Origin of the sequence: Mesorhizobium sp. M3A.F.Ca.ET.080.04.2.1 (assembly GCF_003952525.1) — a bacterium.
Lineage (GTDB): Bacteria > Pseudomonadota > Alphaproteobacteria > Rhizobiales > Rhizobiaceae > Mesorhizobium.
In genome coordinates this window covers 1,561,426-1,579,364 of sequence record NZ_CP034451.1, presented here as the reverse complement: position 1 = coordinate 1,579,364, position 17,939 = coordinate 1,561,426, and the positions used below count along the sequence as shown (strand labels likewise).

The window sequence follows — 17,939 nt, the reverse complement described above, 5'->3', positions numbered from 1 at the left end:
GGCTTTGTGGCGAAACATTTTGTCGCCTGCAAGGCGTTTCTCGACGGTTATTGCCAGGCGTCTTGAGCCGGCCCGAGCAGTTTCTCGGCCACCGACAGGACATCGCCCGCGAGCGGCATCTCCGCCATTTCCGCCAGCGTATAGAAGGCCGCCGATTCGGCATCGTCGCTGGCCACCGGCTCGCCCCCGACGTAAATCGCGCCGAACACCGTCAGCAGATAGTCGACCGCGTGGTTCTCGCCGCTGCCGTCGATATGGATGTCGCGCAGCGGCCGATAGTCCTTGGCCGCGAGGCCGGTTTCCTCCAGGAGCTCGCGAGCCGCCGCTTGCGCCAGGGTTTCGCCAGCTTCCACCTTGCCGCCCGGATAGGCATAGAGCCCCTGCGACGGCGGCCGTGCGCGCCTGACCAGAAGCACCGTCTTGCCACGCACGACGGCAACCGAGACGGCAGGGATGATCTTGCGCGGTTCCATGGCTACCTGCTTGCTGGCCCGGTATTGTCTGGGCGAGGCGAACGACCAGCGCAGCATTACCCGTTGCGGAAGCCTCCTTCCATTGCCACTTTGGCGACAACGCAATTTCGAGAGCTGCAGAGGATCATGGCCGGGCGCTTTGCCTTGACTGCTACCCCGCAGGAAACTGCCGCCTGTCTCGGTCTGGCCGAGCTGGAGGACTTCCCGCCGCGCTACAACATCGCGCCGACGCAGCCGGTGCTGATGGTGGTGGCCGGCCCGCCGCGGTCGCCGGGCTCCAACCTGCCGGACCGCCAGCCGATGCTGGTGCGCTGGGGCCTGATTCCGAGCTGGGTGAAGGACACCAGAGAATTTCCGCTGCTTTTCAACGCCCGCTCGGAAGGCGTGCAGGGCAAGGCCTCTTTCAAGACCGCCATGCGCCACCGCCGCGCCCTTGTGCCGGCCTCCGGCTTCTATGAATGGCAGCAGTCAGGCGCCGGCAAGGGCCAGCCCTATTGGATCCGGCCGCGGCAGGGCGGCGTCATCGCATTCGCCGGGCTGGTCGAGACCTATGCCGAACCGGGTGGCTCCGAAATGGATACGGGCGCGATTCTGGCGACGCGCGCCAACGCGGGCATCGCCCATATCCACGACCGCATGCCGGTGGTGATCGACGAGCGCGATTTTGCGCGCTGGCTGGACTGCCGCACGCAGGAGCCGCGCCATGTGCTCGACCTGCTGCACCCGGCCGAACCCGATTTCTTCGAAGCGGTTCCGGTTTCCGACCTTGTCAACAAGGTCGCCAACACTGGGCCGGAGATTCAGGAGCGGAGCGTCATCGGGCCGCAACCCGGGAAGGCCGGGCGCCAGAAGCCCGGCGCGGACGAAAACCAGATGACCTTATTCTAGCGAAGGCTGCTTTCGGAGGCCTTCCACTCCCGAGGCGCTGGTTGGCGCCTACATCGCCGGCGTTCCCATCATAGGGGACTGCGCCGATCGTGCCGTTTCAGGCGGCGCGCGGCGAAATGATCTTCTGCGCCGGCTTCTTCTTCTTCGCGGTGTGAAGAAGGGCCGCGACGATGGCGGCCGGGCCGATCGCGCGGTACTGCTTGGTGAGCGGCTGTTGCGCCGGTCGGCTTTGTTCCTGCTTGTTTCGAGGCATTGTTCTCTTCCCTGGTAACGTTTTCGTGTCTGCGTCTGATAGTCGATTCGGACCAAATCGTGACGCCGTGGCGGTCTAGCCCGAGAATGTTTCATCACTGTGCCGACATGTTTAATAAAATGTTTCGCGCGGTCTTTACCTGTGATCCATTGACATCTTTCCCGTCTGCAGCGACTTGACGGCAACAGCAGCGGGCGCGATAAAGCCGGCCATGAAAACGTCTTTCGCCATTTGTGGCATTTGCATTATTGGCTAGCCTCGCGCTGGTCCGGACGTTTTCGCCGTATCTTTCCCCAGATTGGACAAACGCCCCGGCCAGCAGGCTGGAGCCCGATTTGCGTCTCGGCGCAAGGCGGGTTTTGCGGGTAACCAACCGGGAAGGGCACGCATGTCGGACGCATCGAAGGGTCTCAGCCTCTACAATACGCTGACGCGCACGAAGGAGCCGTTTGTTCCGATCGATCCGCAACGCGTGCGTATGTATGTCTGCGGCCCGACGGTCTACGACTTCGCCCATATCGGCAACGCCCGGCCGGCGATCGTCTTCGACGTGCTGTTCCGCCTGTTGCGCCAAGTCTATGGCGAAAGTCACGTGACGTATGTGCGCAACATCACGGATGTCGACGACAAGATCAACGCACGCGCGCTTCGCGACTTCGGCGACGAGATCGCGGCGGGAAAACTGTCGCTGAACGACGCCATCAGGAAAGTCACCGAAAAGACAGCCGACCAGTACCACAAGGATGTCGCCACCCTGGGCTGCCTGGAGCCGACCTTCGAGCCGCGCGCCACCGAGTTCGTCGCACCCCGCGCCGACGGCAAGGCCGACATGCTGTCGCTGATCAAGCAACTGATCGAGCGTGGCCATGCCTATGTCGCGGCGGGCGAGGTGCTGTTCGACACGGCCTCGATGCCTGACTATGGCGAGCTGTCGAAGCGCAATCTCGACGAGCAGCAGGCCGGCGCCCGCATCGCCGTCGACGCGCACAAGAAGAATCCCGGCGACTTCGTGCTGTGGAAACTGTCGACGCCGGAAGAGCCCGGCTGGGACAGCCCCTGGGGCCGGGGTCGGCCGGGCTGGCACATCGAGTGCTCGGCCATGTCGGCCGCCTATCTCGGCGAGGTTTTCGACATCCATGGCGGCGGCCTCGACCTGATCTTCCCGCATCACGAGAACGAGATTGCCCAGTCGCGCTGCGCCCACGGCACCAAGGTCATGGCCAACATTTGGATGCACAATGGCTTCCTGCAGGTCGAAGGCCAGAAGATGTCGAAGAGCCTCGGCAACTTCTATTCGATCCATGAGCTTCTGGAGACCGAGACCTTCGGCGGCCGCAGCTGGCCGGGCGAGGTGCTCAGGCTGGCGATGCTGATGACGCATTACCGCGAGCCGATCGACTTCTCGGTGCGCAAGCTGGAGGAAGCGGAGAACACGCTGCGCAAATGGAAGCGGGCCGCCGACCTGGCGCCGGCGACGGCGAAGGAATTGCCGGCCGAAGTGGTGGAAGCCCTGTCCGACGATCTCGCCACCTACGCCGCCTTCCAGCGCCTCACGCAGCTTGCCGGCGAGGCGGTGGAGTTCGGCGGCACCGGCGAGAACGCAGCCGCTGCGTCGCTGAAGACCGCGCTCGCCTTCCTCGGCTTCGACGTCGGCGCGGCCAAGGTGGACGAGGCGGCGATTGCGACGGCGATTGCCGAGCGCCTGGCGTTGATCGCGGCGAAAAACTGGGCCGAGGCCGACCGCGTGCGCGAGGAACTCCTGGCGCAGGGCGTGCAGTTGAAAGACGGCAAGGACCCTGTAACCGGCCAGCGCGTAACGACCTGGGAGATTAAGCGGTGAGGTTGCTTTGGCGATTGGCGAAAGCGCCGGTAACAGCTGATCTCCCCCCTTGCGGGGGAGATGTCCGGCAGGACAGAGGGGGGTGTGAAGGAACGCCGACCTCCGAGCTTGACGTTCTGCACTCCCTTGACCTTCAGATCGCCCAGCTGTCATCGTTTGATATGCTGGCGGGACAGCACCCCCCTCTGTCCTGCCGGACATCTCCCCCGCAAGGGGGGAGATTGGCCGTCGCTTGCGGTTCCGCTAATCTCCAGCGTGGGATCGCGTAGCCATGGGGCACGACCTCGTTCCTTCCCGTCAGCGCAAGAACGCCAAATCCATGCGGCATGCGATGACCGACGCAGAGCTGAAACTTTGGAACGAACTGCGTGCTCACCGGCTGATGGGAATGAGCTTTCGGCGGCAACTGCCGATAGGGCCTTACATTGTCGATTTCGCCTGCGCGGCTCATCGGATCATAGTCGAGGTCGATGGCAGCCAGCATGCCGATGCGGATCACTTGCGCAGTGACGAGGCGAGAAGTGCTTATCTAAGCGCCAGTGGCTGGACCATCCTGCGCTTCTGGAACGACGACGTGATCCGCGATATCGACAATGTCTGCCAGCATATCGTCATCGTGGCTGGCCTGGCGGGCGCTGAGGTGCCCGGCCCATCAATGGAGGAACTCGTTCCATGATCGATCATCTCGGCATCAGCGTTTCCGATTTCGAGGCGTCCAAGGCCTTCTACGACAAGGCGATGGCGCCTTTGGGGGCGTCGCTGCTCTACATGGTGCCGGAAGAGTACACCGGCGGCGCCAAGGTCGGCGGCTATGGCCGCGACCGGCCGGTGTTCTGGCTGAGCTCGGGCAAGGACAAGCCTAGGGACCGCCAGCATGTCGCGTTCACCGCGCGCAGCCGCGCCGAGGTCGACGCCTTCCATGCTGCAGCGCTCGCCGCCGGCGGCAAGGACAATGGCGGGCCGGGGCTGCGCCCGCACTACCATGCGAACTACTACGGCGCCTTCGTCTTCGATCCCGACGGCAACAATGTCGAAGCCGTCTGCCATGATCCGGAGTGAGCCCATGAAGCGGAGCGAGCCATGAGCCTCGACAACCGGCCGGTCTATACAGGCGGCTGCCAGTGCGGCGCGGTCCGCTTCCGCGTCGAGGGCGCGCTCGGCGACGCCTCGGTCTGCCATTGCCGCATGTGCCAGAAGGCGAGCGGAAATTTCTATCTGCCGCTGGTTTCGGTGCGCGGCGCCAAGCTCGATTGGACGCGCGGCGAGCCGAAGCGCTTTCGCTCATCGAGCGCCGTTCGGCGCGGCTTCTGCGCCGAATGCGGCACGCCGCTGACCTTCGAGGCGCCGGACGGGATCGCGCTGGCGATCGCTGCCTTCGACGACCCTGCCGGCATTGCGCCGACCATCCAGTGGGGCACCGAGGCAAAGCTCCCCTATGTCGACAAGATCGCGCAATTGCCGGGCGAGCCCACGATGGCGGATATCGGCTCGGCGCCGTATCTCGCCGAGCTCGTCTCCTACCAGCATCCCGATCACGACACCGACCAATGGCCGCCGGAGGAAAAACCATGACCGACCAAGTTCGAACCGGCGGCTGCCAGTGCGGCGCCGTGCGCTTTCGCATCAAGGGCAAGCTCGGACGCCCGTCCATCTGCCATTGCCGCATGTGCCAGAAGCAGTTCGGCAATTTCTTCGGCGCGCTGGTGACGGTGCCCAAGGACGGCGTCGAATGGACACATGAGGAGCCGAGCTATTTCCAGTCCTCGGTCAACATCGATCGCGGCTTCTGCGCCCGTTGCGGCACGCCAATGACCTACCGCCAGCCCGGTGCGCTGGAGATCGCCATCGGCGCCTTCGACGACCGCTCGGATCTGGCGCCGCAGATCCAGGTCAACTACGCCGTGCGGCTGCCCTGGGTCGAGAAGATCTTCGAGGCGCCGGTTCACGACGACCCCGACTATTACCGCAAGCAGGAGCAGATCATATCCTTCCAGCACCCCGATCATGAAACGGCCAACTGGCCGCAGCAGGGCCTGAAACTATGACGATTGCCGGCGGATCGTTGCGCACGCTCTATCCGGAAATCGAGCCGTTCGACGGCGGCATGCTCGATGTCGGCGACGGCCACACCGTCTATTGGGAGCGCTGCGGCACCAGGGGTGCCAAGCCAGCCGTCTTCCTGCATGGCGGTCCGGGCGGCACCATCTCGCCGAAGCACCGGCGGCTGTTCGACCCGAGGCTCTACGACGTCATGCTGTTCGACCAGCGCGGCTGCGGCAAGTCGACGCCCAACGCCTCGCTCGAGGCCAACACCACATGGCATCTCGTCGCCGACATCGAGCGCCTGCGCGAAATGGCGGGCTTCGACAAATGGCTGGTGTTCGGCGGCTCCTGGGGCTCGACGCTGGCGTTGGCCTATGCCGAGACGCACCCGGAGCGCGTCAGCGAGCTGGTCGTGCGCGGCATCTACACGCTGACCCGCGCCGAGCTGGAATGGTATTACCAGTTCGGGGTCTCGGAGATGTTTCCCGACAAATGGGAGCGCTTCCTGGCGCCGATCCCCGAGGCCGAGCGCGGTGACATGATGGCGGCCTACCGCAAGCGGCTGGTGGGCAGCGACCGCAAGCTCCAGGTCGAGGCCGCCCTGGCCTGGAGTCTTTGGGAAGGCGAGACGATCACGCTCCTGCCGGAGCCGGAGACCAGCACGCCGTTCGGCCAGGACGATTATGCGGTGGCGTTTGCGCGCATCGAGAACCACTACTTCGTCCATGCCGGCTGGCTGGAAGAGGGACAGCTGCTGCGCGACGCCTGGAAGCTGAAGGACATCCCCGGCGCCATCGTCCACGGCCGCTACGACATGCCGTGCCCGGCGCGCTATGCCTGGGCGCTGCACAAGGCCTGGCCGAAGGCCGACTTCCACCTCGTCGAAGGCGCCGGGCACGCCTATTCGGAGCCCGGGATATTGGACCAGCTGATCCGGGCGACGGATCGGTACGCGGGGAAGAACTAGTCGATGTACGGCGTTCCGTCACACCCCCCTCTGTCCTGCCGGACATCTCCCCCGCAAGGGGGGAGATTGGATGTCGCCATCGCTTTCGCCAATCGCCGAGGTCGCAGAAAGAGCGCCGTCGGCAAGGCTGCTGATCTCCCCCCTTGCGGGGGAGATGTCCGGCAGGACAGAGGGGGGTGCTCAAGCACCTTGCCATGATGAAAAAACAAAGACTTTTCCTCTTCGACACCACCCTGCGCGACGGCCAGCAGACGCCGGGCATCGACTTTTCCGTCGAGGACAAGATCGCCATCGCCATGCTGCTCGACGAGTTCGGCATCGACTATGTCGAGGGCGGTTATCCCGGCGCCAATCCGACCGACACCGCCTTCTTCCAGCAGAAGCGCACGGCACGCGCGAAATTCGTCGCCTTCGGCATGACCAAGCGGGCAGGGGTCTCGGCCTCCAACGACCCGGGGCTGGCGTCGCTCGTGCAGTCGAAGTCCGACGCCATCTGCTTCGTTGCCAAGAGCTGGGACTATCATGTGCGCGTTGCGCTCGGCTGCACCAATGAGGAGAACCTGGAGTCGATCAAAGTCTCGGTCGAGGCGGCGGTCGCTGCCGGCAAGGAGGCGATGGTCGACTGCGAGCATTTCTTCGACGGCTTCAAGGCCAACCCGGACTACGCGCTGGCCTGCGCCAAGGCCGCCTATGATGCCGGCGCGCGCTGGGTGGTGTTGTGCGACACCAATGGCGGCACCCAGCCTTCGGAGGTGCTCGCCATCGTCGACAAGGTGATCGCCGGCGGCATTCCCGGCGACCATCTCGGCATCCATGCCCATGACGACACCGGCCAGGCGGTGGCCAATTCGCTCGCCGCGGTCGAGGCCGGCGTGCGCCAGATCCAGGGCACGCTGAACGGCATCGGCGAGCGCTGCGGCAACGCCAACCTGATCTCAATCGTGCCGACGCTGGCGCTGAAGCCGGCCTTCGCCGACCGTTTCGAAACCGGCATTTCGGCCGAGGCGCTGACCGGCATCTCGCGGCTGTCGCGCGCCTTCGACGAACTCTTGAACCGCGCGCCGGAAGCGCAGGCGCCCTATGTCGGCTCCTCCGCTTTCGCCACCAAGGCCGGTATTCATGCCTCCGCGCTTGCCAAGGAGCCGGCGACTTACGAACATGTGCCGCCGGAAGCGGTCGGCAATCGTCGCCGCGTCATGGTCTCCGACCAGGGCGGCAAGGCAAATTTCCTCGCTGAGCTCAAGCGGCGCGGCATCGACGTGCCGAAGGACGATCACCGCCTCGACGCGCTGATCGCCGTCGTCAAGGAGCGCGAAGCCGAAGGCTATGCCTATGAGGGCGCCGATGCCTCCTTCGAGCTGCTGGCGCGCAAGATGCTGCACGGCCTGCCTGAGTTCTTCAACGTCACCTCCTTCCGCTGCATGGTCGAACGCCGCTTCGACGCCAACGGCCATCTGAAGACCGTCTCCGAGGCGATCGTGAAGGTCGAGGTCGACGGCGAAGAGAAAATGTCGGTGGCCGAGGGCCACGGTCCGGTCAACGCGCTCGACATCGCGCTGCGCAAGGATCTCGGCAAGTACCAGAACGAGATCGGCGATCTCGAGCTTGCCGACTTCAAGGTGCGTATCCTCAACGGCGGCACGGAAGCCATCACCCGCGTGCTGATCGAATCGCACGATTCCTCCGGCGCCCGCTGGTGGACGGTCGGCGTGTCGGAAAACATCATCGACGCTTCCTTCCAGGCGCTGATGGACTCGATCATCTACAAGCTGATGAAGAACCGCGACATGGCCGGGCTGGTGGCGGCGGAGTAGGGCTCCTCCACCTCGCCCCCGCAAAGCGGGGGAGAGGTGGCCTGGCGAAGCCGGGACGGAGCGGGGGACGACCTATGCGAGGCCAGAGTCCGAGAAGGATGAGACTCGATCGAAGTCCCTAAATCATAGCCGCCCCACTTTACGAAAGCTCTCTCCGTCCCGGCTTTGCCGGGCCACCTCTCCCCACTTCGTGGGGCGAGGAAAAAACCGTCCCGCTCCCTTGAACCATCAGCGGAAGTCCATTGATCCATCATAATTTTGCGATGGTCTTGCATGGCCGGCTGGGCCATAGCGTTGGGCCATGGTCACCGCTACAGCCGATCTCGATGCCGACGCCAAGGCCCGCCGCGGCTTCATGCTGGCGCTGGGCGCCTATTTCCTGTGGGGGCTGCTGCCTTTCTACATGAAGGCGGTGGCGCATCTGCCGCTGATCGAGGTGATCTGCCACCGCATCGTCTGGTCGGTGCCGATTGCGGCGGCCGTTCTGGTCTGGGCCGGCCGAACGGCCGATTTCAAAGCCGCGATCCGTTCGCCGAAGAGCATTGCCATGGCGGTCCTGACGGCGACGCTTATCTCGGTGAACTGGGGCATCTATGTCTGGGCAATCGCCGTCGACCGCACGGTCGAGACCGCGCTCGGCTATTACATCAACCCGCTGGTCAGCGTGGTGGTCGGCGCGCTGCTGCTCGGCGAGCGGCTCGACCGGCTGCAGATCGCGGCGGTGGCGCTGGCCGCGATCGCGGTCGCGGTGCTCACCGTCGAGGCCGGCAAGCTGCCCTGGGTGTCGCTGGCGCTTGCCTTCTCCTTCGCCGCCTATGCCTTCTTCCGCAAGACGCTGCCGATCGGCCCGAGCCAGGGCTTTTTGCTGGAAGTGCTTTTGCTGTCGGTGCCGGCGCTCTGCTACGTCGGCTATCTCATCGCCACCGGGCAGGATCATTTCGTCTCCAGCACCGGCGACGACACCGCGCTGTTGATCGGCTGCGGTCCCATCACCGCGGTGCCGCTGCTGCTCTTTGCCTTCGGCGCCAGGCTGCTGCGCCTGTCCACCATCGGCATCATGCAGTACATCGCGCCCACCATGGTGTTCCTGATCGCGGTCCTGATCTTCGACGAGCCGTTCGGCACCACCCAGGCGATCGCCTTCGCGCTGATCTGGACGGCGCTGGCGATGTACAGCTGGTCGATGTTCAAGGCTCGCCAGCCGACGCCCGCGACAAGATAATGGAGCGTTCTTCCGTCCGGAATTGCATCACAACGAGGGGGCCATCCGATGTACGTCCTGCACATCGCCAATAAGAACTATTCGTCCTGGTCGCTGCGGCCCTGGGTGCTGATGCGGGAGCTTGCCATCCCATTCGAGGAGCGGTTGACGCCGTTCCCGACCGGCTCGAGCTTTAGGCTCTACCGGCCGTTCTCGCCGAGCGGCCGGGTGCCCTGCCTGGTCGACGATGGCTGGGCGGTCTGGGATTCGCTGGCGATCGTGGAATATCTGGCCGAGCGTCATCAGGGCATATGGCCGGCTGACCCCAAGGCGCGCGCATGGGCGCGCTCGGCCGCTGCCGAGATGCATTCGAGCTTCACCGCGCTGCGCAATCTCTGCCCGATGAGCTGCGGCGTGCGGGTCGAACCGTTCCCGATATCCGATGCGCTGAGGCACGATCTTTTCCGCCTCGGCGATCTCTGGAACGACGGCCTTGGGCGTTTCGGCGGCCCGTTCCTGGCCGGCGACCGCTTCAGCGCTGTCGACGCCTTCTTCGCGCCGGTGGCCTTCCGCGCCCAGTCCTATGGGCTCTCTTTCGAGGGAGCCGCGGCTGCCTATCCGAAGCGGCTGCTTGACCTGCCCGCCATGCGCGAATGGTACGCGGCCGGCCTCGCCGAGACCTGGCGCGAGCCCGGCCATGAAGCCGAGGTCGGCGCCGCCGGAACGGTCATCGAGGATTTGCGCGCATAGATTTCGTGTCGCTCAGGCGAGCCGCCCGTTAACTGCCGCTGTTGAGCGTCAGATGTTCAGTCAATTCCACGGGGGAGGGACTTGCGGACAGCTAACCCGCCGCCAGCCATTTGCGCGACTGGGCGAAGTCCCTGAAGTCCTTGGCATCCATGGGGCGACCAAAGGCATAGCCCTGCAGGATATCGCAGCCCAGCTCCTTCAGGATGCGCGCATGCTCGACCGTCTCGACGCCTTCCGCCACCACCTCGATGCCGAGCGACTTGCCGATGTCGATGATCGAGGACACCAGCCGGCGCTGCGCCTTGGAGCCAGTGATCGGCGTGACCAGCTGGCGGTCGATCTTGAGGCGGCGCGGCTGCAGCTTGAGCAGGCTGACGATCGAGGCATAGCCGGTGCCGAAATCGTCGATCTCGATATCGATGCCGAGCTCCTTGATGTGCTCGATGTTCCACGCGACAAGCTCGTCGTTCTCGTCGAGGAAAATCGACTCGACCAGCTCGAACGACACTGTTCCGTCCTTGATGTCGAGCTTGCGCAGGCCGCTGATGAGATCCTTGTCCTCCAGGCGCTTCGCCGAGACATTGACCGACACGCGCGGGATGTTGAGGCGCTCAAGCGACCAGCGATCGAAGCTTTCCAGTGCTTGTTCGAGGATCGTGCGATCGATCAGTGAGACGACGTTCAACTCCTCCGCCACTTTCAGAAAGACATCGGGAGCGAGAATGCCGTGCTGCGGATGGCGCCAGCGCGACAGCGCCTCGACGCCAACGATCTCCAGCGTCTTGGCGTCGAACTGCGGCTGGTAATAGGCGATGAACTCGTTGCGCTCGAGCCCGCCGAGGATCTCGTCGGCGGTTTGCTTGGTCTTGACGATCTCGCTCTGCAGCTCTTCGTTGAAGAACTCATGGCGGTTGCGCCCCCGGCTCTTGGCCCGGTAGAGCGCGAGGTCGGCATTGACCAGCAACTGCTTGGCGTCGACATCGCTATTGGCCGCGATGCCGATGCTGACGCCGAACCAGCACTGATGGCCGTGATAGTCGACGGGCTGGCGTATTTCCTCGATGATCCGCTCCGCAAGCGTGGCGAGTTCGTCGTCGCTGCGTCCATGGCTCACCACCACGAATTCGTCGCCGCCAATGCGTGCCACGAAATCGGACATTCCGGCATTGGCCTTTATGACCTTCGATGCGTGCATCAGCATCGCATCGCCCGCTGCATGGCCGAGCGTGTCGTTGATGTGCTTGAAGCGGTCGAGATCGAGATGCAGCAGCGCCATGCGTCCGTCGGAGCTGCCTGCGGCCAGCATTTCGTCGAGATAGCGGCGGTTGGGCAGGCCGGTCAGCGAATCGTGGAGCGCCACATGCTCCACGCGCGCCTTGGCGAGTTCCAGCTCGGCATTTTTCGATTCCGAAAGCTGCCGTTCGCGCACCAGGTTCTCGTTGAGCAGGACGTCGCTGGTCACGTCCCATTCGGCCCCGATCAGCTTGGTCGCGCCGCTTTTGTCCTGCAGGAAGTTCGCCCGCGCACGCACATGGCGTATGGCGCCGTCGGGCAGCACAAGACGGTATTGCGAGGAATAGAGCGTCTGCGTCGCCGCGGCGGCGTCGAAGTCCTGCAGCGCCCGTTCGAGATCGTCCGGATGGATCGTCGACGCCCAGTCGTCATAGCCGCGCGGCTTGCCGTCGAGTGGCTTGCCGTAGATTTCGTTGACGCGGTCGTCCCACACCAGCCGTTCCGTCGCGAGGTCGTGCTCCCACACGCCGATGCCCGAAGCATCGAGCGCGACTTCGAGCCGCTGTGAAAGCAGCCTCAGCTCCGCATAGTTCTTCTGCCGCTCGCCGAACAGCCAGCCCGCCACCAGGATCGGCAGCACCACCAGCGTGCCCGCCAGTGTCATCGTGGCCCACAAGGCGCTCTCGTTCTTCGGGTGCTTCGGCCAGCCGCCCTTGGGGACAGCCGATATCTGCCAGGAGCCATGCGGCAGCTGGACATTGGCCGTCACCGGATCGCCGTTGACGATGTTGGCGCCGCCGAAGAAGCGCTGCCCGCTGCTGCCCAGCGCATCCTTGCCGGTCAGCCCGACATCGATGTCGAGAGCGGGGTCGGTCAGGCCGCTTGCAGCGTAAAGCCGATCGACGTCGATCACCGCCGAGACGATGCCCCAGAACCGGTCTCCGCCCCCCGCCGTCGGCACGAAGACCGGGATGCGGCCGATGAAGCCGCGCCCGCCCTGCGCGAGATCGACGGGGCCAGCCAGCACCAGCGCGCGCTCGTCCCGCGCCCGAAGGGCAGCCATGCGCTGCGAGTCGCTGTTGCGGTAGTCGAGCCCGATCGCCTTCTCGTTGCCTTCCATCGGATACATCAGCGAGATCACGAGATCCGGCGCGCCGGCGATGTTGCGCAACTGGGAGTCCTGCTTGAACAGGTTGGCCGCAAGCGAGGCATATCTCTGCTGCCCCATATAGGGCTCGGTAACGATGGTCGAGACGAGGCCTTGCACCAACTGAAGGTTGCCGTTAATATTTCCTTCAAGTTTAGCGCGAATGATGTTGACCTTGGCCAGAACGTCGGCGCGGGTCAGCTGATCGGAGACTTTTCTGTTCTGCTGGTCGACGAACAGGGCGAAGATCAAAAGCACGACGACAGCGATCGCCGCCGGCAGGTTGGCGGGCGAAAAAACGGCCCGTCTGACGCGGCCGAGAGTGAAATCGGTTCTGGTCAAATCGACCTGAATGCCTTTCCTGGACAAGGGTCCACTGACCGAAAATAATCGAAAGTGCTTAAATTAAAGCTTCCAAGGCGGCGGGAAGTGTCAGTATCTGCGCCCGATTGCCCATTTCGTCCGGTAAACTGGCCATATGCCTAATGCTGATAACGGGTGTTTTGTCGGCAGAACCGCGTTGCAATTCTTCGAAATCTCCTTCGACAGGCAAGGTCCCCCCGGGCCGACGACGATCGAGAAGAGATTTGTAAGAACAATGCTTAGAGCGTTGCGAAAGGCAGAATCGCTCTAGCCGATCAGCCCTTGCGGCAGATGTATCCGCAATCTGCTCTCAGGCTTGCTGCCCCGCAATGCGCCGATGCACACGGTCCAGGCTTTCCGCAAGGACGTCGAACAGCTTGCGCTCCGTCAGTTCGCGCACAACCTGCTCGTTGACGCCGCCGCGTGTGGCGTAATCCTGCGCCAGATGCATGAAATCGGCTTCCGGCGCTGTGTCCGGCGCGTTTGCCAGCGCCTTGTAGATGCTGCTGATGTAGGCGCGCGCCTTGTCGCTCGAAACACCTTGGTCCCGCACCCAGCTGTGGATCGTGTCGAGAAGTTTGAAATAGCTGGCATAGGTTGCGGTGACGACGGTCAAGGCGTCGAACTCGTTCTGGTCCTCGACCTCGATCACCTCTCCCAGCCTGCCGAAGAAGGACGCCACGGCGCGATCCGGCGGGCAGATGATCGTCGCCCCTTGCAGGCGGGAGATCATCGGCATGGGTAGCGCCTTGGTGACATGTGTCGCGGGTGCGACAAGGGCGGCTATCTCCTCGCGCGATACCGTGGCGATCAGGCTGACGACGTGATGATCCTCGCGGAACCGGAGCTCCTTGAGGACATCCCGCGCGATCTGCGGTCGGACCGCCAGCATGACCGTATCGCATTGATCGAGCACGGCCTGATTGTCGGCGGCGATGCGCACATCCCGATAGCGCGTGGCGAGTTCCGCGGCGATCTCCTCGTTACGCGGTGAGACCACCACCGGCGTTGCCTCGTCAGGCAGCGATTTCAGTCCGCTCACGATGGCTGAGCTGAGCGCGCCTGTGCCGACAAAGCCGAGTTTCATGGAGGCTCCCGCCGCATCTGTTTCGAAGCCACGACAATACCGGCCGTTCCGTCGCCGACAAGGGGAGGGGCAGCCCGCTTGACCGCTGGCCGTGGGGACTGGGCTGCGGCCTGCCAAACTGGCAAGATGCTTGCTCCCGCCGGATGTCTCCGGGGGTGGGGGGTAGGCAATGGCATTGCTTCAATTCGCGGTCACCGGCGAACAGGTCTCAATCCCTGAAACGGAAGAGGTCATCCGTGAGGCGGAACCGCATCGCAGCCTGGTCCGCTATCGCTCGGATGGCGGCGAGCTGTTCATCAATACGCGGGTGAACATGGCGCTGCTGCGCGCTGCGGCCTCGCTTCCGATCCTGCTCCTGAAGCTCACCCCGCGCGCAAACGAATTGACGCCGCGCGACGCTTTGCTGACGCCCAAGGGATCGAGGCGGAATTACACATTCCTGGAAAGGCTTTGCGGGGATCTGGCCATTGCGAGTTGCCCCGCCTGCTACCTCGCCGAGCAGCACGGCGAGGGACGGCGCGATTTCTACTTCACGACCGAAGATGTCGCCGGCTTCGAGCAGATCGCCCGCAGCGCTGCCGAGGCGCTGGCGTTTCCGCTCGTCATCGAGAAGCATTCGCTGGCCGCGGTGGCGCCCCTCATTCTTCCCGCCGAGGCGATAGGCGACCTCAACCTGGAGATCGCCCCGGCCGCCCGCATCCGGCCGACGCGCTTCGAGTTCTGGGGCGCGGAGCCTTCGCTGGCAAAGCTGCGTGCCGAACTCGAAAGGCGCGGCTACCGCTTCCTCGGCCTCGAGGCCTTCGCACGCGAACTGCGCATGGTGAAAGAGGTGCCGATCGACGGGGAAGGCTTCGCTGCGGTGCTGCGGGAAATCGTTCCGCTGGCCCGCTCGCTGCAGTGCAGCTATCGCGGCACCGAGACGGTCGAGGGCCATGAGCAGTTCCTGCTCGCTCGCCCTTTGCCCGAGCGTTACACCGCGGCGCGGACAGGTTTGCTGCGCCGCCTCTTCGGTCGCTCCTGAAGCGGTTGCTCACTGACTCGGTTTTCGGCAGGCCGATTGCAGCACGTCTGTCGGATGAGACTTCCGCGATCGCGCAATATCGTCGTCGGCCGTCTGGAGTATCCTCCTGTTGCGGCGGTTGCCCATTCCGCCCCCGGCCGGCGCCTCGGCACCCCAACAACCCCACCCACTGATGCGCCGGCCTGCCTTCAGCCGCCAGCCGCTGCGGCGTCGTCGTACGGAGCGCCGCTCACGCCGCCTTCCTTGCCCCTGCGATCGCCTGCCGCAACCGTCGCATCCCGGCTTCCGTCTGCGCCTTGTTGCAGGCGGCATAGCCGAGCACCAAGCCGTTGCCGGACCGCGACCAGTAATATTTGGACAGCGGCGAGGCGTTGACGCCGAGCCGGTCGGCGCTCGCCACCACCGTGCGGTCGTCGCAATTCAGCGGCAAATGCGCGACGAGCTGGATGCCGGCCTCGGCCGGCGAGAGCGCCACATCCGCTGGCAACTCGGCGGCGAAAAGCTCGTGGAAAAGCTTGCGGCGCTCGGCGTAGATGCGGCGCATGCGCTTCAGGTGCCGGCTCATATGGCCTTCGTCGATGAAGTCGGCCAGCGCGGCCTGGAGCACCAGCGGGGCGAACTGCCCCGTCGTGCTCAGCGCATGCGGAATGCCTTCGCAGAGCGCCGGGGGCAGCACCATGAAGCCCAGCCGCAGTGCCGGGAACAGCAGCTTGGCGAAGGTGCCGACATAGATCACCCGGTCGGCGTAATCCATGCTCTGGATCGCCGGCACCGGCCGCCCCTGGAAGCGGTACTCGCCGTCGAAATCGTCTTCGATGATCCAGGAATTGTAGCGCTCGGCGATCTCGAACAGGCGCATTCTTTGGTCCATGCGCATGGTGATGCCGAGCGGATGCTGGCAGGCCGGCGTGACATAGATCAGCCGCGGCGCGCTCTCCGGCGGGTTCATCTGCCACCCGTCGCCGTCGACGGCGAGCGGCGTGATGTTGGCGCCGGCCACGGTGAAGGTCGCCCTGGCAGCATAGTAGCCCGGCTCCTCCAGCCAAACCGTGTCGCCGGGGTCGAGCAGCAGCCGGGCCAGCAGGTCGAAGGCGGCCTGGGCGCCGGTCGTCACCACGATCTGGTCGGGCTGGCAGCGCACGCCGCGCGCCGACACCAGATAGCTGGCGATCGCTTCCTTCAGTGCCGGCAGGCCGGTGACGTGATAGGTGCCGAACAGCATGTCGGCGCCGAAAGTGGCGCGGTGCGCCAAGAGCCGCCCCCATACGCCGAACGGAAAGTTCTGCGCATCGGGCATGCCGGGATGGAAGGCGAAGCGGCCGGGCGCGCCGTGGTGGAAGGGCTGCTGCATCAGGCTTTCGCCGCGCTTCGACAGCGGATGGCGGATGACCGCGGCGGCGGCGCCGCGCCTGTCCCTGCCGGGTGAGTTGGCCGGCAGGTCAACGACGATGGCGCGCGCGCCGGGCCGGCTGGTGAGATAGCCTTCGGTCGCCAGCTGGTCGTAGGCGCCCACGATCGTGTTGCGGGCAAGCCCAAGATCCTCGGCCAGGGCGCGGGTGGACGGCAGTTCCGACCCCGGCGCCAGGCGCTTGTCGCGGATCATCGCGGCGATCTGCCGGTAGAGCTGCCGCTGGATCGGTTCGGTCAGCGTGCGCTCGATGGCCAGCGCTTCCATCGGAAAGGCCTGGCGCCTGCGCCGTGACGTCTGCATCGGAAACCTCGGGGGTAAGGGAAGCACCACATTAGCCGCGTCCGCTCACAAGCGAAACTGGCACCTTCACTTTCGCCCAAACTGGTCCTCGCGATGGATACAGATTGGCGCTTAGATGCAAAGAAAAACGGCAACGACATGCCAGTCTATTGCCGGCCAGCGGCTGCACGAGAGTGGGCGACGTCGCCGGAGGTCTGGCCGGGTGGGAGCTGCGATGACCGTCAGGATTGGCATCAACCCCATCACCTGGACGAATGACGACGTGCCGGAGCTGGGCGGCGACACGCCGCTCGAGACCTGCCTCGCCGAGACAAGCCGGGCCGGCTATGCCGGCACCGAGCTCGGCGGCAAGTTCCCGCGGGAAAGCAAGGCTCTGAAAGCCGCCCTTCGGCCCTACAGCCTCGCTCTCGTTTCCGGCTGGTACGATGGCCGCATCTGCGAGAAGGAGGTCGAGGAAGAATTCGACGCGATCCTGCCGCATCTCACCTTGCTGCGGGACCTGGGCGCAAGACACGTCGTCTATGCCGACACCTCGCGCGGCCGCCACGGCGCCATCCACGATCCGATCTCGCAGCGGCCGAAGCTCGCCGACGACGAGTGGAAGGCTTACGGCGCCAAGATCACGCGCCTTGCCGAACGCTTCACCGATTTCGGCGTCGCCATGGCCTTCCATCATCACATGGGCACCATCATCGAGACCGACGAGGAGATCGGCAGGCTGATGGCGGGATCGGGCGAGGCGGTCGGCCTGCTCTATGACACCGGCCATTGCGCCTTCTCAGGCGGCCACCCCGAAAGCCTGCTGCGCCGCCACATCGGCCGCGTCGTCCACGTCCATTGCAAGGACGTGCGACCTGAGGTGCTGAAGCGGGCGCGGGCCGAGGACATGAGTTTCATGGGAGCGGTGATGGAAGGCATCTTCACCGTCCCGGGCGATGGCGCCATCGACTATGCGACGCTGCTCAAGATGCTCGCCGACCACGGCTATGCCGGCTGGCTGGTCGTCGAGGCCGAGCAGGATCCGGCCGAGGCGCATCCGCTCACCTACGCAACGATGGGCTATCGCAACCTTCGCGATCTTGCCCGCGACGCCGGCTTCACCGTCGACGTAAGGAAGGGTTGAGCCACAAGGCGGGGACGCCGGGGAG

17 protein-coding genes are annotated in these 17,939 nt (G+C 64.7%); 12 read left to right on the top strand and 5 right to left on the bottom strand.

Annotated features, from left to right (window positions below; all coding sequences use genetic code 11):
• Positions 1-47: 47 nt before the first annotated feature.
• Positions 48-473, bottom strand: coding sequence for an NUDIX hydrolase (locus EJ074_RS07805; RefSeq protein WP_129552908.1), 426 nt, complete (start codon positions 471-473; stop codon positions 48-50).
• A 126-nt stretch (positions 474-599) separates the two neighbouring features.
• On the opposite strand from EJ074_RS07805, the gene EJ074_RS07800 reads away from it, so the two are divergent.
• A complete protein-coding gene (locus EJ074_RS07800; protein WP_129552907.1) occupies positions 600-1,361 on the top strand; it encodes an SOS response-associated peptidase in 762 nt (253 codons plus the stop codon).
• Positions 1,362-1,458: 97 nt separating this feature from the next.
• Here the strand turns inward: EJ074_RS07800 and EJ074_RS07795 are convergent, their stop codons facing one another.
• On the bottom strand, positions 1,459-1,614 hold the full coding sequence (locus tag EJ074_RS07795) for a hypothetical protein (protein ID WP_095805748.1): 156 nt from the start codon (positions 1,612-1,614) through the stop codon (positions 1,459-1,461).
• Between the two features lie 388 nt (positions 1,615-2,002).
• Between EJ074_RS07795 and cysS the strand changes: the two genes are divergently transcribed.
• The 9 genes from cysS (at position 2,003) to EJ074_RS07740 (ending at position 10,229) form a co-directional block, all read left to right on the top strand.
• Positions 2,003-3,454 (top strand): cysteine--tRNA ligase, encoded by a 1,452-nt coding sequence (cysS, locus tag EJ074_RS07790; protein ID WP_129552906.1) that lies wholly within the window; start codon positions 2,003-2,005, stop codon positions 3,452-3,454.
• 271 nt (positions 3,455-3,725) lie between these two features.
• Positions 3,726-4,130 carry an endonuclease domain-containing protein gene (locus tag EJ074_RS07780; protein WP_129552904.1) on the top strand — a complete coding sequence of 135 codons (405 nt, stop codon included), beginning with the start codon at positions 3,726-3,728 and terminating at the stop codon, positions 4,128-4,130.
• Complete coding sequence (locus EJ074_RS07775; protein ID WP_129552903.1) at positions 4,127-4,513, top strand: VOC family protein; 387 nt, start codon at positions 4,127-4,129, stop codon at positions 4,511-4,513. The genes EJ074_RS07780 and EJ074_RS07775 overlap by 4 nt, the downstream gene beginning before the upstream one ends.
• Before the next feature lie 21 nt (positions 4,514-4,534).
• On the top strand, positions 4,535-5,026 hold the full coding sequence (locus EJ074_RS07770; RefSeq protein WP_129552902.1) for a GFA family protein: 492 nt from the start codon (positions 4,535-4,537) through the stop codon (positions 5,024-5,026).
• Positions 5,023-5,499, top strand: a complete 477-nt coding sequence (locus EJ074_RS07765) for a GFA family protein (protein WP_129552901.1) — start codon at positions 5,023-5,025, stop codon at positions 5,497-5,499. Before EJ074_RS07770 ends, EJ074_RS07765 begins: the two co-directional genes overlap by 4 nt.
• Complete coding sequence (pip, locus tag EJ074_RS07760) at positions 5,496-6,464, top strand: prolyl aminopeptidase (protein ID WP_129552900.1); 969 nt, start codon at positions 5,496-5,498, stop codon at positions 6,462-6,464. Before EJ074_RS07765 ends, pip begins: the two co-directional genes overlap by 4 nt.
• A gap of 197 nt (positions 6,465-6,661) precedes the next feature.
• Positions 6,662-8,278 carry a citramalate synthase gene (gene cimA / locus EJ074_RS07750; RefSeq protein ID WP_129554001.1) on the top strand — a complete coding sequence of 539 codons (1,617 nt, stop codon included), beginning with the start codon at positions 6,662-6,664 and terminating at the stop codon, positions 8,276-8,278.
• A 301-nt stretch (positions 8,279-8,579) separates the two neighbouring features.
• Positions 8,580-9,500 (top strand): EamA family transporter RarD, encoded by a 921-nt coding sequence (rarD, locus tag EJ074_RS07745; RefSeq protein ID WP_129552899.1) that lies wholly within the window; start codon positions 8,580-8,582, stop codon positions 9,498-9,500.
• A gap of 48 nt (positions 9,501-9,548) precedes the next feature.
• Positions 9,549-10,229: a glutathione S-transferase family protein gene (locus EJ074_RS07740; protein ID WP_129552898.1), complete on the top strand. Its 681-nt coding sequence runs from the start codon at positions 9,549-9,551 to the stop codon at positions 10,227-10,229.
• Between the two features lie 91 nt (positions 10,230-10,320).
• Here EJ074_RS07740 and EJ074_RS07735 read toward each other — a convergent pair whose 3' ends face one another.
• A complete protein-coding gene (locus EJ074_RS07735; protein ID WP_095805831.1) occupies positions 10,321-12,951 on the bottom strand; it encodes an EAL domain-containing protein in 2,631 nt (876 codons plus the stop codon).
• A gap of 331 nt (positions 12,952-13,282) precedes the next feature.
• Entirely contained in the window at positions 13,283-14,059 is a 777-nt protein-coding gene (locus EJ074_RS07730; protein ID WP_129552897.1) for a pyrroline-5-carboxylate reductase, read from the bottom strand.
• A 169-nt stretch (positions 14,060-14,228) separates the two neighbouring features.
• Here EJ074_RS07730 and EJ074_RS07725 point away from each other — a divergent pair, with 169 nt between their 5' ends.
• Positions 14,229-15,080 carry a hypothetical protein gene (locus EJ074_RS07725; protein ID WP_129552896.1) on the top strand — a complete coding sequence of 284 codons (852 nt, stop codon included), beginning with the start codon at positions 14,229-14,231 and terminating at the stop codon, positions 15,078-15,080.
• 229 nt (positions 15,081-15,309) lie between these two features.
• Here EJ074_RS07725 and EJ074_RS07720 read toward each other — a convergent pair whose 3' ends face one another.
• On the bottom strand, positions 15,310-16,791 hold the full coding sequence (locus EJ074_RS07720; RefSeq protein WP_129552895.1) for a PLP-dependent aminotransferase family protein: 1,482 nt from the start codon (positions 16,789-16,791) through the stop codon (positions 15,310-15,312).
• A gap of 214 nt (positions 16,792-17,005) precedes the next feature.
• Here EJ074_RS07720 and iolE point away from each other — a divergent pair, with 214 nt between their 5' ends.
• A complete protein-coding gene (gene iolE / locus EJ074_RS07715) occupies positions 17,006-17,914 on the top strand; it encodes a myo-inosose-2 dehydratase (protein ID WP_129552894.1) in 909 nt (302 codons plus the stop codon).
• Positions 17,915-17,939 lie beyond the last annotated feature (25 nt).

What these genes read in the sequence shown, in the direction of transcription:
- EJ074_RS07805 (WP_129552908.1), bottom strand. Translation starts at nt 473, where the DNA reads ATGGAACCGCGCAAGATCATCCCTGCCGTCTCGGTTGCCGTCGTGCGT.
- EJ074_RS07800 (WP_129552907.1), top strand. Translation starts at nt 600, where the DNA reads ATGGCCGGGCGCTTTGCCTTGACTGCTACCCCGCAGGAAACTGCCGCC.
- EJ074_RS07795 (WP_095805748.1), bottom strand. Translation starts at nt 1,614, where the DNA reads ATGCCTCGAAACAAGCAGGAACAAAGCCGACCGGCGCAACAGCCGCTC.
- cysS (WP_129552906.1), top strand. Translation starts at nt 2,003, where the DNA reads ATGTCGGACGCATCGAAGGGTCTCAGCCTCTACAATACGCTGACGCGC.
- EJ074_RS07780 (WP_129552904.1), top strand. Translation starts at nt 3,726, where the DNA reads ATGGGGCACGACCTCGTTCCTTCCCGTCAGCGCAAGAACGCCAAATCC.
- EJ074_RS07775 (WP_129552903.1), top strand. Translation starts at nt 4,127, where the DNA reads ATGATCGATCATCTCGGCATCAGCGTTTCCGATTTCGAGGCGTCCAAG.
- EJ074_RS07770 (WP_129552902.1), top strand. Translation starts at nt 4,535, where the DNA reads ATGAGCCTCGACAACCGGCCGGTCTATACAGGCGGCTGCCAGTGCGGC.
- EJ074_RS07765 (WP_129552901.1), top strand. Translation starts at nt 5,023, where the DNA reads ATGACCGACCAAGTTCGAACCGGCGGCTGCCAGTGCGGCGCCGTGCGC.
- pip (WP_129552900.1), top strand. Translation starts at nt 5,496, where the DNA reads ATGACGATTGCCGGCGGATCGTTGCGCACGCTCTATCCGGAAATCGAG.
- cimA (WP_129554001.1), top strand. Translation starts at nt 6,662, where the DNA reads ATGAAAAAACAAAGACTTTTCCTCTTCGACACCACCCTGCGCGACGGC.
- rarD (WP_129552899.1), top strand. Translation starts at nt 8,580, where the DNA reads ATGGTCACCGCTACAGCCGATCTCGATGCCGACGCCAAGGCCCGCCGC.
- EJ074_RS07740 (WP_129552898.1), top strand. Translation starts at nt 9,549, where the DNA reads ATGTACGTCCTGCACATCGCCAATAAGAACTATTCGTCCTGGTCGCTG.
- EJ074_RS07730 (WP_129552897.1), bottom strand. Translation starts at nt 14,059, where the DNA reads ATGAAACTCGGCTTTGTCGGCACAGGCGCGCTCAGCTCAGCCATCGTG.
- EJ074_RS07725 (WP_129552896.1), top strand. Translation starts at nt 14,229, where the DNA reads ATGGCATTGCTTCAATTCGCGGTCACCGGCGAACAGGTCTCAATCCCT.
- EJ074_RS07720 (WP_129552895.1), bottom strand. Translation starts at nt 16,791, where the DNA reads ATGCAGACGTCACGGCGCAGGCGCCAGGCCTTTCCGATGGAAGCGCTG.
- iolE (WP_129552894.1), top strand. Translation starts at nt 17,006, where the DNA reads ATGACCGTCAGGATTGGCATCAACCCCATCACCTGGACGAATGACGAC.